The following is a 15,507-nucleotide window of genomic DNA, read 5'->3' as shown; positions in this document are numbered from 1 at the left end:
CGCCCAGCAACAAGGAGGTATTGAGGTAACGGTGCGTCATGATGATATCGACAGGTCGGGTCTGCCGGACGAATAGATACTGCCGGCGGACGAATTCAGTAAGCGGGACAGTATATTAGCATATAGCACGCACACCCGCCTTAAGTCTAATCGCTATTTTGGGTTTCTCAGTATAGGAGCTATGCGCCAAATGGCGGCGGCATAGATGCGTCTCAGGATAGCATTGCGTAAAATGCACCTCCCTTGGCACTCGCCAACGATTCACCCGGTCCGTCCTTTACGGGGACGATTACCAGGAGATAGACATGACCCAACCGCACGACGCGCCGGCCATCGTGGTCGCGGCGCTTTATCAGTTCGTCACTCTCGACGACTACGAGGCCCTGCGCGAGCCTTTGTTCGAAACGATGCGCGCCTACGACGTCAAAGGCACGCTGCTACTCGCCCAGGAAGGCATCAACGGTACCGTCTCCGGCACCCGCGAGGGCATCGACGCCTTGCTGGCGTGGCTGCGGGCCGACCCACGTCTGGCTGCGGTCGACCACAAGGAGTCCTACTGCGATGCGCATCCGTTCTATCGCACCAAGGTCAAGCTCAAGCGCGAGATCGTGACCATGGGCGTGGAGGGCGTCGTCCCTGACCAGCAGGCCGGTACCTATGTCGAGCCCGAAGACTGGAACGATGTCATCGCCGACCCGGAAGTGCTGGTCATCGACACGCGCAACGATTACGAAGTGGAAATCGGCTCGTTCGAGGGCGCCATCGACCCACAGACCAAGACGTTCCGCGAGTTTCCGGATTACGTCAAAGCGCATTACGACCCCGCCAAGCACAAGAAGGTAGCGATGTTCTGCACCGGCGGCATTCGCTGCGAGAAGGCCTCGAGCTTCATGCTCAATGAAGGCTTCGAGGAGGTATATCACCTCAAGGGCGGGATTCTGAGCTATCTGGAAAAAGTCCCCGAAGAACAGTCACGCTGGCAGGGCGAGTGCTTCGTGTTCGACAATCGCGTGACCGTACGCCACGATCTCGCCGAGGGCGATTTCGAACAGTGCCACGCCTGTCGCCGCCCGATCTCCAAGGACGACATGGCCTCCGCGCAATACGAACCCGGCGTGAGCTGCCCGCACTGCTGGGATAACCTGCCGGAAAAGACCCGCAACAGTGCCCGCGAGCGTCAACGCCAGATCGAGCTTGCCAAGCAACGCGGCGAACCGCATCCACTGGGCCGCGATCCGCGTCGCGACACGTGAGTCACGAGGCGTAACGCCCACCCTACCGTGAACGATACGCGAGCCGACGGCCCCGTCGGCTCGCGCTGCCTCTCACTCTCACTACAGCGTGATGACGATGCCCCCGGCCGCCAAGATCACAACCATCGCCCAGGCCGGCAGCTTCCATACGCTCAGCAGCAGAAAGCCCGTCAATGCCAGGGCAAACTCGGAAGAACTGACAACCACACTGGTCCAGACCGGTTGGTAGAGGGCGGCGCCCAGGATCCCCACCACCGCCGCATTCGCGCCACGCATCAATGATTGCGCGCGCTCCAAGCGCCGGAAGCGGCTCCAGTAAGGCAGCACGGCCACCAGCAATGCGAGCCCCGGCAAGAAGATCATGATGAGCGCCAAAGCCGCGCCGAGCAGCGGCACGGACAACGTCCCTATCTCGGCGCCAAGATACGCCGCGAAGGTGAATAGCGGTCCTGGAATCGCCTGGGCGGCGCCGTAGCCCGCGAGGAAGCTATCGGGTGTCACCCAGCCTGACGGGACGACCTCGCTCTCCAGCAGCGGGAGCACCACATGCCCGCCCCCGAACACCAAAGCACCGGCCCGGTAGAAGGCGTCGATCATCGCCAGGATCGTGGACGACGACAGCCAGGCAAGCCAAGGCAGCCCGATCAGCAACGCGATGAAACATGTGGCAGCGACTTGGCCGACGCGCCGCGACACCGGAAAGTGCAACTCACGCGACACCGAGCCACCTTGGTCTCGGCACACTGAGTCTCCACAAAACAGCATACCGGCCACCGCACCGACCACGATGGCCGTGACCATCCCCACCGGTCCGCCGATCAGCACTACCAATAGAACAGCCGCCAAAGCGATGCCGGCCCGCCGCTGGTCGGGGCAAAGCGTGCGCGCCATGCCCCAGACGGCGTGGGCAACGATCGCCACGGCCGCCACCTTGAGACCATGCAGGATGCCTTGGCTGACCGGGCCATCGAAAACTGCAGCTCCCGATGCGAAAAGCACCAGCACGATGGCCGAGGGCAGCGTAAAGGACGTCCAGGCAGCAGCGGCTCCCCAACCTCCACCCCGCAATAGCCCCAAGGCGAAGCCGACCTGGCTGCTGGCCGGGCCCGGAAGAAATTGACACAGCGCCACCAGATCCGCGTAGTCCTCCTCCGACAGCCAGCGGCGCCGTGTGACGAACTCAGTACGAAAATAGCCCAGATGAGCGATGGGTCCACCGAAGGACGTAAGGCCCAATAGCAGAAAGGCGGAAAAGACTTCCTTGAGACGCTCAACGGAATGGCGCGCGTCCGACATCAGCAAGGCTCCTGATCGAGCTTCATGAGCAAAACAGGCATCACCGTGCATGGCCGTACCGTTGAACACCACCACGGTGTGGATACCTGCTTATAAACTCACCCGCGCTTCCAGCGGGTATTCCTCGCAGTTGTTGCCCTCGCCGGCACGATCCACCACCAGGAACTCGCCTTCCACATCGAGCACCGAGTGAATGGCGTGCCAGGTGCCGGCGCGATAGCTCACGCCCTGGCGACCGTCGGTGACGAACGCGCGCACATCGCCAGGCTCGATGCGCTCTCCCGGTGGCGCCACGACGACGATGAAGCGCTCTCCGTGCAATGGCATGAACGCCTGGCTGCCGAACGGATGACGCTCCAGCAATGTGAGGGTCAGCGGCAGTTCCACGGGTTGGCTGATGAAAATACTGATGATCGGCCGTGCGCCCTCGCCGAGTGTCTCGATTCGCGCCAGATCGTGATAACGCTGGGTGCGGCCATTGTTGATAGGAAAGCTATCGGCATCACGACGATCGATGACATCGCCGAACGCCGCGAAAGCCTCGGCGGTCAGGGGCTGGGCGGTAAGTTCGAGCATGCGTTCTCCTCAGAGGGTATTGTCTCAGCTCAAGCGCAGCTTCATGTGCCGATTCACGTCCTTGTAGAGCAGATAGCGAAACGGCCCCGGCCCGGCGGCGTAGCAGGACTGCGGACAGAACGCGCGCAGCCACATGTAGTCGCCGGCCTCGACCTCGACCCACTCCTGATTGAGATGGTAGACCGCGCGCCCCTCCAGCACGTAGAGCCCATGCTCCATGACATGGGTCTCGTCGAACGGGATCACCCCACCCGGCTGGAAGGTGACGATATTGACGTGCATGTCGTGGCGCACGTCCTGCGGGTCGACAAAACGGGTCGTGGCCCATTTGCCATCGGTGTCCGGCATGGCGATCGGCGCGATATCGTTCTCGTTGGTGACGAACGCCTCGGGCACGTCCAACCCTTCGACGCGCTCGTAAGCCTTGCGAATCCAGTGGAAGCGCACCGGTGCGTCACTCTCGTTGCGCAATTGCCAGTCAGCGCCCGGCGGTAGAAAGGCGTAACCACCCGGCGCCATCGCATGCACCTGGCCGTCGAGGGTCAACGTCATCTCGCCCTCGACCACGAACAGCACGCCCTCGGCACCACTATCCGGTTCCGGTCGTTCGCTGCCGCCACCGGGGGAAACCTCCATGATGTACTGTGAAAAGGTCTCGGCGAAGCCGGAAAGCGGCCGCGAAAGTATCCACAACCGCGTCTTTTCCCAATGCGGCAGGAAACTGGTGACGATATCGCTCATCACGCCTTTCGGGATCACCGCATACGCCTCGGTGAACACCGCTCGACCATGAATCAGTTGGCTCTGCGGCGGCAGCCCTCCATGGGGGGCGTAGTAGCTGCGTTGTGACATGAGAGGTTCCTCGCTTTTCAAGCCGGATGCGTCGCCGCCCAGTGGCGGGCGATGTCCTCACGCCGGGTTATCCACACCCGGTCGTGGGCCTCGAGGTGATCAAGGAAGCGCTGCAGCGCTCGGAAACGCCCAGGGCGGCCGATCAGCCGGCAGTGTAGGCCGATGGAGAGCATCTTGGGGGTTTCCGCGCCTTCGGCATAGAGCACGTCGAAGGCGTCGCGCAGGTACTGGAAGAAGGGCTCGCCGTGGTCGAAGCCGGTGGGCGAGGCGAAGCGCATGTCGTTGGTATCCAGCGTGTAGGGCACGATCAGGTGGCGGTGCGTCTGGCCCTGGCTGTCTTTGACGTCGCTCCACAACGGCAGATCGTCACCATAGTAGTCACTGTCGTAGAGAAAACCACCCTGGTCGAGCAGCAGGCGCCGCGTGTTGGGGCTGTCACGGCCGGTGTACCAACCTAACGGAGCCTCGCCGTAGAGCGTTCGGAAGATCTCGACGGCGCGCTGCATATGCTCACGCTCGACGGTTTCCGGCACATTCTGATAATGAATCCAGCGATAGCCATGGCAAGCGATCTCGTGGCCAAGTTCCTTGAAGGCGTGTGCCGCCTCGGGATGACGTTCCAGCGCCATGGCGACACCGAACACAGTCAGCGGCAGCCCGCGTCGTTCGAACTCTCGCAGCACGCGCCACACGCCCGCCCGCGAGCCGTACTCGTAGATCGACTCCATGCTCAGGTGGCGATCCGGGTAGGCCTCGGCACCGGCGATTTCGGAGAGGAACTGCTCGGAGTGGCTGTCGCCGTGCAGCACGCTGTTCTCGCTGCCCTCTTCGTAATTGAGGACGAACTGCACCGCGATACGTGCCCCGCCCGGCCAATCGGCCTGAGGCGGTGTGCGACCATAGCCGACGAGGTCGCGGGGATAAACGGCGGACGGATCGGAGGATGATGCCATGCCCATGAAGACTCCCGTTTCTTGTTCTATCAGCTATTTACCTTAGCGTGCGTTGATGTATACAAAAAATCAATCCCTTGGCCGAGCGCCTGGAATCGCCATCACATCGTTTGCAGGCGTATGAAATGTCCATGCAACCACCGTCCACCGGCGACACAAGGCACTGGTGGCCTGGTGCTCACCTGACGCGACGACGATTGGGCATTGACTTATTTTGTATTCAATACTAGAAATTTTGTAGACAAAAATACTGCATCCGAGGCGAAACCTCGCGCTCAAGGACTCTCATGCGCTTGCATCTCATCAATCCCAACACCAGCACCGGCATGACCACGCGCATCGATGAATCCGCCAGTCGTATCGCGGCGCCGGGTACCCGGATCGTCGCCACGCAGCCGGAAAGCGGTCCGGTGTCCATCGAGGGTCACTTCGACGAGGCGATCAGCGCCGTGGGCGTCACCGAGGAAATCGCCAAGGGCGAGCGCGACGGCAGCGACGCCTACATCATCGCCTGCTTCGGCGATCCCGGCCTGATGGCGGCTCGCGAAATGACCCGCGCCCCGGTGCTGGGCATCGCCGAGGCCGGTTTCCATATGGCCAGCCTGATCAGCACGCGCTTCTCGGTGGTCACGACGTTGGGGCGTACCGGCATCATTGCCGAGCATCTGCTGCAAGCCTACGGCTTCGCTAATCACTGCCGCCGCGTGCGCGCAGCGGAGATCCCCGTACTCGATCTGGAAGACGACGGCGATGCAGCGCTGACCCGCGTGATCGAGACTTGTCGTCGCGCCCGCGATGAAGACGGCATCGGTGCCATCGTCCTCGGCTGCGGCGGCATGGCCGACCTGCGCGCCACTATCGAGGAAGCGGTGGGCATTCCCATCGTCGAAGGCGTCACTGCCGCCGTGAAACTGGCCGAGGCGCTGGTCGGCCTGGGGCTCGGCACCAGCAAGCATGGCGATCTGGATTTTCCACGTCCCAAGGCGTTCACCGGCCACTTCGCGCATTTATCACGCTAATGCCCGCAAACGGGAGGAGCCACGTTTCAGCACCACGATCAATACTCGCTAACGCTCGAGCCTAAAGCAGCCTAACCCGTCGCCGGCGTCCTTTTGCCAATAATCACAACACCAGGACGCCCGACCGATAGATAAACAGCAGCACGCTACGCCACTCGGACGTCCCCCAGCGGGGCGCACAACAACAAACCGCGGGATCCGGTCCCGCCCGAGGAAAGCGTCATGACAAGCGACTCCGCCACGTCGGAAGGGCCGCGCCCTGCCGGCAAGGCACCGGGGGAAGAATCCCTGGCCCCACAGCGTACCCGCATCATGGGGCGCGTCTCCTATTTACTGGCCTGGTTCGGCGGCTGCGTATCCATCGGCACCTTCGCCATGGGTTCGAGCATCGTCGGCACGCTCAATCTGCTGCAAGCGTCGCTGGCCATCGCCATCGGCTGCTTCGTGATCGGCGTCGCGCTGACGATCAACGGCGCCGCCGGGTACAAGTACGGCATTCCCTTCATGGTCCAAGCACGCAGCGCTTTCGGCTTTACCGGCACACGCCTGCCTGGCCTGGTGCGCGCCGTGCCGGCCATCGTCTGGTATGGCTTCCAGAGCTGGATCGGGGCCGGCGCCCTGAACGCCGTGTCGGCGACTCTGCTGGGCTTCGACAACTTGGTGTTCTACTTCATCGCCTTCCAGCTCTTGCAGATCGCCCTGTCGGTGTTCGGCTTCCAGGGCATCAAATGGCTGGAGAATATCGGCAGCGGCTTCATTCTGGCCTCGCTGGTGTACATGTTCTTCAGCGTGCTGAACAAGTACGGCGATGTGATCGGCGAGCAGTTGATCGATATCGATGGCACCTGGGGGCTACCCTTCTGGGGCGCGACAATGCTGTTTCTGGGCATCTACAGCACCATGATCCTCAACGCCAGCGACTACTCGCGCGAACTCAAGCACGGCAGCGGGCCGGGGCTTCTGGCCACGCTGTATGCCATGTCGATCCTACCCTGCACGCTGTTCATGGGCTTGATCGGACTGATGGTCTCCGGCGCCACCGGCGTCGCCGATCCCATCGATGTCTTCGCCAATGCCGTCGACAACCCGCCGCTTCTGATCACCACCCTGCTGTTCATCGCCTTCGCCCAGGTCACTACCAACGTGCTCAACAACGTGGTGCCGCCGACCTATGTGCTGATGGATATGTTCAAGCTGAAGTTCCGTAGCGCCACGGTGATCGTCGGGTTGCTGGCCTTCGCCACTTTCCCCTGGGAGCTGGTCAAGGACGACTCCGCCGCCGGGCTGCAACTATTCGTGCAGACCTACTCGGCGTTCCTGGGCCCGATCTTCGCGATCATGGCGGTGGACTATTACCTCATCCGCCGGCGCACGCTGGATATCGACAAACTCTATGACACGCAGGGCCCCTATCGCGGCATCAATTACGCCGCCTTCATCGCCACGCTGATCGGGGCGCTGGTGGCGCTCAATGTCTCCGCGATCTCGTGGTACGCGAGTCTCATGCCCGCCGGTCTGGCGTATTACCTGATGATGCGCTACTGGCCGGCCTGCCAACGCTTTTGCCAATGACATCGTCTTCCACGCATCTGCATCCCGACATAGAGCGCCACTATGCACGATAACGATCTGCGCCTCACGGCGCCCGACGCGAGTCTCTACAACACCGACCTGGCGCCGCTGCCCTATCATCAGCGACGCTGGGGCGCCTTCGAAATCTTCAATGTCTGGGCCAACGACATCCAGAGCCTGTTCGGCTATACCCTGGCCGCCTCGCTGTTTCTGAGTTACGGCCTCAACGGATGGGCAGTGATGGCCGCCATCATCCTCGCCGGCCTAGTGGTCATGGTGTTGGTCAACCTGACCGGACGACCTAGCGTCAAATACGGCATTCCGTTTCCGGTGGTGGTGCGCGCCAGCCTCGGCGTGCACGGCGCCAACCTGCCGGCGATGCTGCGCGCGGTGATCGGCATATTCTGGTACGGCGTGCAGACCTACTTCGCCTCCACCGCTGTTACGCTGCTGTTGACCGCGCTGGGCGTACCGGAGAGCGGCCAGTTCCTGGGGCTATCGAGCGTGGCCTGGCTGGCCTTCGTCATCGTCTGGATCTTTCAGCTGGCAATGTTCTGGGCGGGAATCGAGCGCATCAAACGCTTTCTCAACTGGGCAGGGCCACTGGTCTACGCGGTCATGGTGCTGTTAATGGGCGTGGTCTGGTGGCAAGCCGGCGCCTCGCTGCTACCAGCCATTGGCGACATCTTCAGCGGCAGCAGCGACGCCGCCGGTAGCGCCGTCGGCGCCTTCTTCACCGTGCTCGGCACCATGATCGCGTACTTCGCCGCTGTGGTGATCAACTTCGGCGACTTCGCACGCTTCGTGAAGAACGAGCGCGCCATGCGGCTCGGCAACTGGCTCGGGCTGCCGCTCAACGTGGCGGTCTTCTCGTTCATCGCGTTGGTCATCACCGCCGGCACCCTGGCACTGTTCGGCGAGGCGCTGACCAACCCCTCGGACATCGTCGACCGCGTCGATAGCCTGCCGCTGACGATCATCGCCGCGCTGACTTTCTTCGCCGCGACGGTAGGCATCAACCTGGTGGCCAACTTCATTCCCCCCGCCTATGACCTCGCCAATCTGTTTCCGCGGCGCATCAGTTTCCGTCTCGGCGGCCTGATCACGGCGATCATCGCCTTCTTCATCGGGGCCTTGTGGGTCAGCGTGATCAGCCAGATCGGTATTCCCGGCTTCGTCAACGCCATCGGTGCCGTCATCGCCCCGTTCTACGGCATCATCGTGATTGACTACTACGTCATCCGCCGCGGCCAACTGGACGTGCAGGCGTTGTTCTCGGCGGCACCCGACAGTCCCTATTACTATACCAACGGCTGGAACCGTCGCGGCTTGATGGCCTTCGCCATCGGCGCGCTGTTCTCGCTAGCCTCGGTATGGGTGCCGGCCCTCGCTGCACTGGAAGGCTTCGCATGGCTACTCGGCGCCGGCCTGGGCGGGGCGTGCTACTACGTGCTGATGCGCGGACAGGTCTCGACGCCTACCGAGGCGACGCACTAAGCAAACGCCGCTACGAAGCCCCCGTCGACACGACAGGGGCTTACACCGGGGTGCCATCGAAGATAGCGTACAGATCCGGCGTTTCTTCGGGGGCCTCGGTGATGGAGAGCGAGGCTTCGATGGCCTTGAGGTGGCGCTGCATGAAGGCGCGGGCGCGCTCGGCGTTGCCGCTTTCCAGGTGTCGGATCAGTTCATCGTGATCGTGGGACTCACAGCCGAGGTGGCCGGTGTTGCCGTAGACGGCGAGGATCAGCGACGAACGTGAACACAGGCGGCCAACGAACTCGCTGAGCGTGGCGTTACCCGCCAACTCGGCCAGTTGGTTATGAAAGGCTGCCGAAAGCTTGATCGCTTCGCTCTGCTTACCGGCCTTGAGTGCCTGGCGCTCGCGGTTGGCGCAGTCGCGCAGCGACTTGAGATCGTTCTCGGTGACGCGCGAAGCGATCTGTGCCATCAGTTCGCATTCCACCAGTTGGCGCGCGGCGAAGACATCGCGTGCCTCCTCGGCGGTGGGCCGGGAGACACTCGCGCCACGGCGAGGCGTCAGGGTGACGAGATGCTCCAGCGCCAGGCGTTGCAGGATCTTGCGAATACCGGTACGGCTCACGCCGAACACTTCCGACAAGGCATCCTCGCGCAGACGCGCACCGGGTTGCAGACGGTGTTCGATGATGGCGTCGCTGATCGCGCGGTAGATGGCATCATGACGCTGCGCACCGTCGCCAGCCTTGCCCTCGTTGCGACGCGTTTTCCTGGCGGCATGCGCCTGACGTGACTCGCTCATTCACGGCTCCCGAATGCGTTTGCGCTGATCATCGCATTGCCCACCACGGCTCAGCTACCACGGTAGGTGGAGTAGCCGAATGGCGATAACAACAGCGGCACATGATAGTGGGCCTCCGCATCGTCGATGCCGAAACGTATCGGGATGCTATCCAGAAAGCGCGGACCGGACGCGGCGGCATGCTCCTGGCGATCAAGATACGCGCCGGCCTGGAAGACCAGCTCGTATTCGCCGACGCGAAAGGCCTCGCCTTCGAGAAGCGGACCCTCGCAGCGGCCATCGTCGTTGGTCACGAACGCACCCAGCGTCTGGCGGACGTCAGCCTCGAGCCGGTAAAGCGTCAGGCGCAGGCCATTGGCGGGACAGCCCCGCGCGGTATCCAGAACGTGCGTGGTGAGATAACCCATGATGGCTCCTTGCAGATCGGCATGGCACGGAAGAGCGGGCAACATGGCGGGATGAACGCTTGCGTACTCACCCCTTACCCTTATTTTGTATACAACAACTGCGAACAACATAGCATCAGGAGTCGTGCATGCGCCAACCCTTGCTCTCGCCACGCCCCACGACGCTCGACCGCTCAGCCTTCGTGGAAGCGTACGGCGGTATTTACGAACATTCTCCGTGGATTGCCGAAGCGGTATGGGACGCTGGCATCGAAGCCCACCACGACAGCCCCGCAGAGCTCGCCGGGGCGATGGCTACCGTGCTCGACGCAGCGTCGTCGGAGGATCAACTCAGAGTCATTCGTGCGCATCCCGACCTGGCCGGCAAGGTCGCGTTGGACGGTGGCCTGACTGATGCCTCGAGCCACGAACAGGCCGGCGCGGGGCTCGACCAGTGCTCGCCGGAGGAACTCGCGCGTTTCGAGCGTTTGAATGCCGCCTACAAGACGCGTTTCGGTTTTCCCTTCGTCATGGCCGTCAAAGGCTATCATCGCCGCGAGATTCTCGACGCCTTCGAGGTCCGTCTCGCGCATACGCCCGACGAGGAACGCCATACTGCCATCGCGCAAATCCATCGTATCGCCCAGCTACGCTTGGACGCCCATACCGCCTGAGTTCAGGCGTGCGTCTGTGGTAAGTCAAGACGTGCACCTTTGGTGGGCTGGCGAGGCTTCGAAATTCATGGAAGAATTTTCCATGAATGTTCCATGAGAGAGAGCCAGGCGTGACGGAAAGCAAACGCAAGTCGGTCGGACGCCCCGCTGGCAATGGCAAATCTACCAGCGGCCACAGTCAATCGTTGGTGCGGGGCCTGAGTATTCTCGAGGGCCTCGCCGCCGCGCCCGGCGGGCTAGCGCTTTCCGATATCGCCCAGGGCGTGGGCCTGGCGCCGTCGACCACGCACCGCTTGCTACAAGCACTGCATCAGCAGGGCTTCATCGCCCAGGATGCGGAAATGGGCGTATGGCACATCGACGCCAAGACGTTCCGCGTGGGCAATGCCTTCCTCGAGGCGCGCGACTTCGTCGCCACCGCCCGGCCCTTCCTGCATCAACTAACGGCGGAGACCGAGGAAACCGCCAACCTGGGCATCCGGGATCAGGGCATGGCGGTGTTCCTTGCGCAGAGCGAGTCACCGCAGATGATGCGCATGATCACGCGGCTAGGGTCGCGCGCCCCGCTGCATGCCTCGGGCGTCGGCAAGGCCCTGCTCGCCTGGCTACCGCGCGACGAGGTCGAGCGCATCCTCCACACGCGCGGACTCGACAAGGTCACGCCCAACACCCTCGACACCCCGGCCCGCCTGCGCGACGCCCTCGGCGAGATCCGCCGTCAGGGCTATGCATGCGACCGCGAGGAACACGCCATCGGCCTCAACTGCGTGGCGGCGACGCTGCACGACGAAAACGGCCTGCCGCTCGCCGCCATCTCGGTCTCCGGCCCCGCCGCACGCATTCCCGAAGCACGCCTCGTCGAACTCGGCGGCCTGGTCAGCCGCGCCGCTCGCGAGATCACGGCGCAATTGGGTGGGCGGCTGCCACAGGAGTTCGTCTGAAAACTTAGATATTGAGGATCACACCGCCGTTGAGATGCAGTGCCTGGCCGTTCATGTAGAACGCCGCAGCCCAGGCGGAGAGGACTTGAAACCCCCACCGACTGGGCGACAGCATCATAAAGACACGCGGCGCCCTTCCTTGAAAACGGCCTTGAGTGTCTTTTCCGGATATTCGAGCACACCCAGGTTTTCATCGGGATTACCTTCCCACAGCGCCAGGTCTGCCAAGGCACCGGGACGTATCACGCCGACATCTCCTTCTCGCTCGAGCAAGCGGGCATTGACCGACGTGGCTTGCTTAAGCACCTCGACGGGAGAGAACGTTTCCCCGCGCAACATGAATTCCCGCATCTGGTAGCGTTGCATGTCACCAAGCAGGTCACTGCCAAAGCCCACCTGGACACCGGTATCACGGAGCAGGTCCAGCGCATCTAAGCCTTGCTGACGAACATCTTCTACCTTCGCGCAGCTTACCGCCGGAAAGCCCATCGCCTTGCCATGTTTGGCCAACGCTTCATAAGTGCTGACAGTAGGCACGATGAACGCCTCACGCTGCTTAGCCAACTCACAAGCCGGTCGATCGATGAGATTGGCGTGCTCAATCGAGCGGACACCATACTCCAAGCAGCGAGAGACGGCTTCAGGAATATAGGCGTGTGCCAGGCAATACTTGCCCCATGCCTTGGCTTCCCAGACAATTGCCCGAATCTCATCTTCCGTGTATTGCAGTACGTCGATCGGATCGGAGGGCGAAGCAACACCGCCGCCAGCCATGATCTTGATATGGTTGGCCCCTCTGCGCAGTTCATCGCGAGCGGCATGCTGCACATTCTCGACGCCATCGGCAATGCGGGAAATGCTTGTTGAGGCACCGCAACCGCAGAGACATCCGCCCTCGAAAGGCGTCCAGTCGCCATGCCCACCGGTCTGGCTCAAGGCCTTGCCGCAGTAGAAGAGGCGAGGACCGTCGATCAGGCCTTCTTCAACAGCCTGAGCCAGCCCGTAGTCGGCTCCTGCGGCATCCCTGACGCTAGTAAAGCCCCGCCTTAGCATGGCGCGTAGCGAATGATGCGCGAACTGCGAGACATAAGAAGGTGCCATGAAGTCAACCTGCTTGAGACTCGCCGACGCGGCAAGTACGTGGACATGAGCATCGATCAATCCCGGGGTCAATGTCGCCCCAGCCGCATCGATGACCTCGGCGTGTTGTGACGTCTCCACACCGTCGACAATGTAGTGGATACGTCCGTCTTCGATCACAACGCTCTGGTTGTCCTTGACGGTATCGTTGAGGCCATCGAAAAGACGGCAATGCTTGATAATCAGCATGCAGGACTCCTTATTCTCGAGTCGTTTGTGCGTGGCTTGGTGCGGGGCGTGTTAGCAAACTGACGATAATGAGCATGATCGTAGCCAGTGGCATGGCGACCAATACGCTGTTCCATCCGAGGGGTTTATCCAGCCCAATTTCCCAGACCAGCGTAACAACACCACCAGTGATCATGCCGATCAATCCCCCCAGAGGCGTGGCGCGCTTCCAGAGTAATGCTGCAAGAAAAGCAGGCGTAATAGCCGCTCCGTACATCCCATACGAATACATCTGTATAGCGAGTACGCTAGGGAAAAACGCACCCAACACATAGGCGATGATCCCGAGAGAGGCGACGCTGATGCGGTTGAAGGCTAACCGTTTCGCCGTCGGAATGGAGACGTTGAATAGCCCAGTAACGATATCCTGAGTCAGATTGGCCGAGGAAGAAAGCAGGTACGAATTACCAGTCGTCAGGATGAGAGACACGACCGAGGACAGTAGTAGTGCCCCTAAAATTCCTGGAAGTCCTTTCTGAGCCATGACCAACATGGCGGTATCTGGGTTGATATCAGGAAACAATACGTGGGTGCTACTTACCAACAGCACAATCAACACAATGCTGATAAATCCCGTGATCATGAACCCCATTGCCGAGCGACGTGCCGTGGTCGAATCGGTAGCCGCAGCAAACCGCTGGAAAAGGTTCTGATCTCCTAAAAGCAGAAGAAAAAGAGGAAGAAAATAGCTAATAGCCTGACCAACGTTTAACCCACCAGTGAATGAACGCTGCTCACTAGGTAAAGCCGCCAGCATACCCGAGAATCCACCCAGTTCGCTCAAGATAATCGGTACGCCTATCAGCATGCTGACAAAAATGATGATCGCGCTGATGAAGTCAGTGTAGGCCACTGAAACCAGTCCACCCAGTGTGGCGAGCAGCGTAATGACCCCGGCCGAGATCAAGGTTCCCTGCCAGGTGGGCAGGCCGAAGGCGATATTAAGGGCGTAGCCACCGCCCAGGAACTGGTAGGAGACAATGCCGATATAGGCCAATAGGATGATCAATGAAGCGACCGTACGTGCCTTCGTGCCATAACGGCTTTCAATCAATTCAGGGATGGTAGTCGCTTCGGAATCACGGATACGTCTGGCAAGAAACCAGTACATGATAAAAGCGCCGATGGGTGTACCGGCGAAGAAGAAAATTGCGGCGCCCGGTCCGTTCTGAAAGACAAAGCTGGCACCGCCAATCACCGAGCCAGAGCCAACAAAAGTGGCAAGCAGCGTCCCCGTAACGACGAAGAAAGGCAAGGAACGCCCTGCCACAAGAAAATCTGCGTCATCGCGGACCTTACGTTTGGCAAAGTAAACGCCCACCAGAACCATTGAGATCAAGTAAACAATCAAAATTGTTGCATGCATGGGTTCGATTTCCTATTGAGATTGTTGTCGAGATGAATTAACACGCCCAAGCGATGTATTCCCACCGCGCTCAGGAAGCGACTTGCTGCTTTAAGATGGCCTTCCATTCGTTCAATAAATCGTTGAAATATTGTGCATCTTTGCGAAACACACTCTGTGTTCCCATACCACGAAGTAGGTTCATGGAGAGGTTCATTAAATGCGTGGCCCGTTCGGCAGGAAGACGGGGGAATAACTGTTGCCAGATGGCATCGATGCGTTCGTGAAAGTTTTGCACCTGAGGGGTCAACAACGTTTTGAAGCTCGGCTCGTGGCGTGCTTTCAAGGCAATTTCAAGCGTGACCATATAGAGCTGATCACTCATATGGAGCCACATGAGATCGAGAAAGCCATCCAAGGTGAGGCGACCGGCATGAACCTCATCAACACTGTGAGCAAGTACGCCGACGAATTCAGCCAGCACCTTCTCGATGGCATGAGCCAACAAGTCGTCCTTATTGGAAAAATGGTGCGTCAAAGCACCTTTCGAGACATTGGCCTCACTGGCGACGCGATCTAGCCGAAAGTTATGGAAACCGTCACGCTCAAGACACGCCAGTGCTGCACTCAGTAATTTCTGCTGGGTCTCCAGGCTTTTCTGTTGCTGCCATTTCATGGTGCCTATCGCTTACGCCGATACTTCTTAATTGTAAAGATGCATCCTGTTTTGGCATCTAAAAAACAAACCGTCAAGTCGGTTTTATTTTCTCAGCTATCGATTAATAGCTCACACTTAGAGTCATGACATCTAAATGACTGATTTTTAGGGGCATAGGGGTCTACATCGCTATAGAAATCGACACGATCCAAGCCAAGCGCACCGATCGACGCAAGCAGCGGATGAAGCCAACGGCGCGTATGCGTACACTACGCGCAGCGACCAACTGCGCCACTTGCGAGGCTTACCGATGAGTTCCCACCTGCTTTCCGT

The 15,507-nt window shown here is 60.5% G+C and carries 15 protein-coding genes; 6 read left to right on the top strand and 9 right to left on the bottom strand.

The genetic code is table 11. The annotated features are described in order from the left end of the window. Window positions 1–305: 305 nt before the first annotated feature. Entirely contained in the window at window positions 306–1,253 is a 948-nt protein-coding gene (locus tag OP496_RS15705) for a rhodanese-related sulfurtransferase (RefSeq protein WP_280564718.1), read from the top strand. Window positions 1,254–1,334: 81 nt separating this feature from the next. On the opposite strand, the gene chrA is transcribed toward OP496_RS15705, so the two are convergent. The 4 genes from chrA to puuE all read right to left on the bottom strand — a co-directional run bounded on the left by chrA (window position 1,335) and on the right by puuE (window position 4,930). Continuing rightward, window positions 1,335–2,549 carry a chromate efflux transporter gene (gene chrA, locus OP496_RS15700; protein WP_280564641.1) on the bottom strand — a complete coding sequence of 405 codons (1,215 nt, stop codon included), beginning with the start codon at window positions 2,547–2,549 and terminating at the stop codon, window positions 1,335–1,337. Window positions 2,550–2,639: 90 nt separating this feature from the next. After that, entirely contained in the window at window positions 2,640–3,125 is a 486-nt protein-coding gene (locus tag OP496_RS15695; RefSeq protein ID WP_280564640.1) for an ureidoglycolate lyase, read from the bottom strand. A 24-nt stretch (window positions 3,126–3,149) separates the two neighbouring features. Further along, a complete protein-coding gene (locus tag OP496_RS15690) occupies window positions 3,150–3,977 on the bottom strand; it encodes a bifunctional allantoicase/(S)-ureidoglycine aminohydrolase (RefSeq protein ID WP_280564639.1) in 828 nt (275 codons plus the stop codon). 17 nt (window positions 3,978–3,994) lie between these two features. Next, complete coding sequence (gene puuE / locus OP496_RS15685) at window positions 3,995–4,930, bottom strand: allantoinase PuuE (protein ID WP_280564638.1); 936 nt, start codon at window positions 4,928–4,930, stop codon at window positions 3,995–3,997. 287 nt (window positions 4,931–5,217) lie between these two features. On the opposite strand from puuE, the gene OP496_RS15680 reads away from it, so the two are divergent. From OP496_RS15680 to OP496_RS15670, 3 genes are all read left to right on the top strand, one after another. Further along, window positions 5,218–5,949 carry an aspartate/glutamate racemase family protein gene (locus tag OP496_RS15680; protein WP_280564636.1) on the top strand — a complete coding sequence of 244 codons (732 nt, stop codon included), beginning with the start codon at window positions 5,218–5,220 and terminating at the stop codon, window positions 5,947–5,949. Between the two features lie 222 nt (window positions 5,950–6,171). Further along, entirely contained in the window at window positions 6,172–7,521 is a 1,350-nt protein-coding gene (locus OP496_RS15675; protein WP_280564635.1) for an NCS1 family transporter, read from the top strand. Between the two features lie 42 nt (window positions 7,522–7,563). Then, window positions 7,564–9,018 carry an NCS1 family nucleobase:cation symporter-1 gene (locus tag OP496_RS15670; RefSeq protein WP_280564634.1) on the top strand — a complete coding sequence of 485 codons (1,455 nt, stop codon included), beginning with the start codon at window positions 7,564–7,566 and terminating at the stop codon, window positions 9,016–9,018. 40 nt (window positions 9,019–9,058) lie between these two features. Here the strand turns inward: OP496_RS15670 and OP496_RS15665 are convergent, their stop codons facing one another. Together OP496_RS15665 and uraH are read right to left on the bottom strand one after the other, a co-directional pair. Next, window positions 9,059–9,802 (bottom strand): GntR family transcriptional regulator, encoded by a 744-nt coding sequence (locus OP496_RS15665; protein WP_280564632.1) that lies wholly within the window; start codon window positions 9,800–9,802, stop codon window positions 9,059–9,061. A 50-nt stretch (window positions 9,803–9,852) separates the two neighbouring features. Further along, window positions 9,853–10,209 (bottom strand): hydroxyisourate hydrolase, encoded by a 357-nt coding sequence (uraH, locus tag OP496_RS15660; RefSeq protein ID WP_280564630.1) that lies wholly within the window; start codon window positions 10,207–10,209, stop codon window positions 9,853–9,855. A gap of 128 nt (window positions 10,210–10,337) precedes the next feature. Here uraH and uraD point away from each other — a divergent pair, with 128 nt between their 5' ends. Continuing rightward, window positions 10,338–10,862, top strand: a complete 525-nt coding sequence (gene uraD / locus OP496_RS15655; protein WP_280564629.1) for a 2-oxo-4-hydroxy-4-carboxy-5-ureidoimidazoline decarboxylase — start codon at window positions 10,338–10,340, stop codon at window positions 10,860–10,862. Window positions 10,863–10,972: 110 nt separating this feature from the next. Further along, window positions 10,973–11,803, top strand: coding sequence for an IclR family transcriptional regulator C-terminal domain-containing protein (locus OP496_RS15650; RefSeq protein WP_280564716.1), 831 nt, complete (start codon window positions 10,973–10,975; stop codon window positions 11,801–11,803). 114 nt (window positions 11,804–11,917) lie between these two features. On the opposite strand, the gene OP496_RS15645 is transcribed toward OP496_RS15650, so the two are convergent. The 3 genes from OP496_RS15645 to OP496_RS15635 form a co-directional block, all read right to left on the bottom strand. Next, window positions 11,918–13,132 (bottom strand): amidohydrolase family protein, encoded by a 1,215-nt coding sequence (locus OP496_RS15645; protein WP_280564714.1) that lies wholly within the window; start codon window positions 13,130–13,132, stop codon window positions 11,918–11,920. A 10-nt stretch (window positions 13,133–13,142) separates the two neighbouring features. After that, window positions 13,143–14,537, bottom strand: coding sequence for a sodium:solute symporter family protein (locus OP496_RS15640; RefSeq protein WP_280564713.1), 1,395 nt, complete (start codon window positions 14,535–14,537; stop codon window positions 13,143–13,145). A gap of 70 nt (window positions 14,538–14,607) precedes the next feature. After that, window positions 14,608–15,192 (bottom strand): TetR/AcrR family transcriptional regulator, encoded by a 585-nt coding sequence (locus OP496_RS15635; protein ID WP_280564711.1) that lies wholly within the window; start codon window positions 15,190–15,192, stop codon window positions 14,608–14,610. Between the last annotated feature and the right edge of the window lie 315 nt (window positions 15,193–15,507).

The sequence above is a fragment of the Chromohalobacter sp. 48-RD10 genome (genome assembly GCF_029889785.1).
In the GTDB taxonomy this organism is placed as follows: Bacteria; Pseudomonadota; Gammaproteobacteria; order Pseudomonadales; family Halomonadaceae; genus Chromohalobacter.
This window is presented reverse-complemented; position numbering and strand designations above follow the sequence as displayed.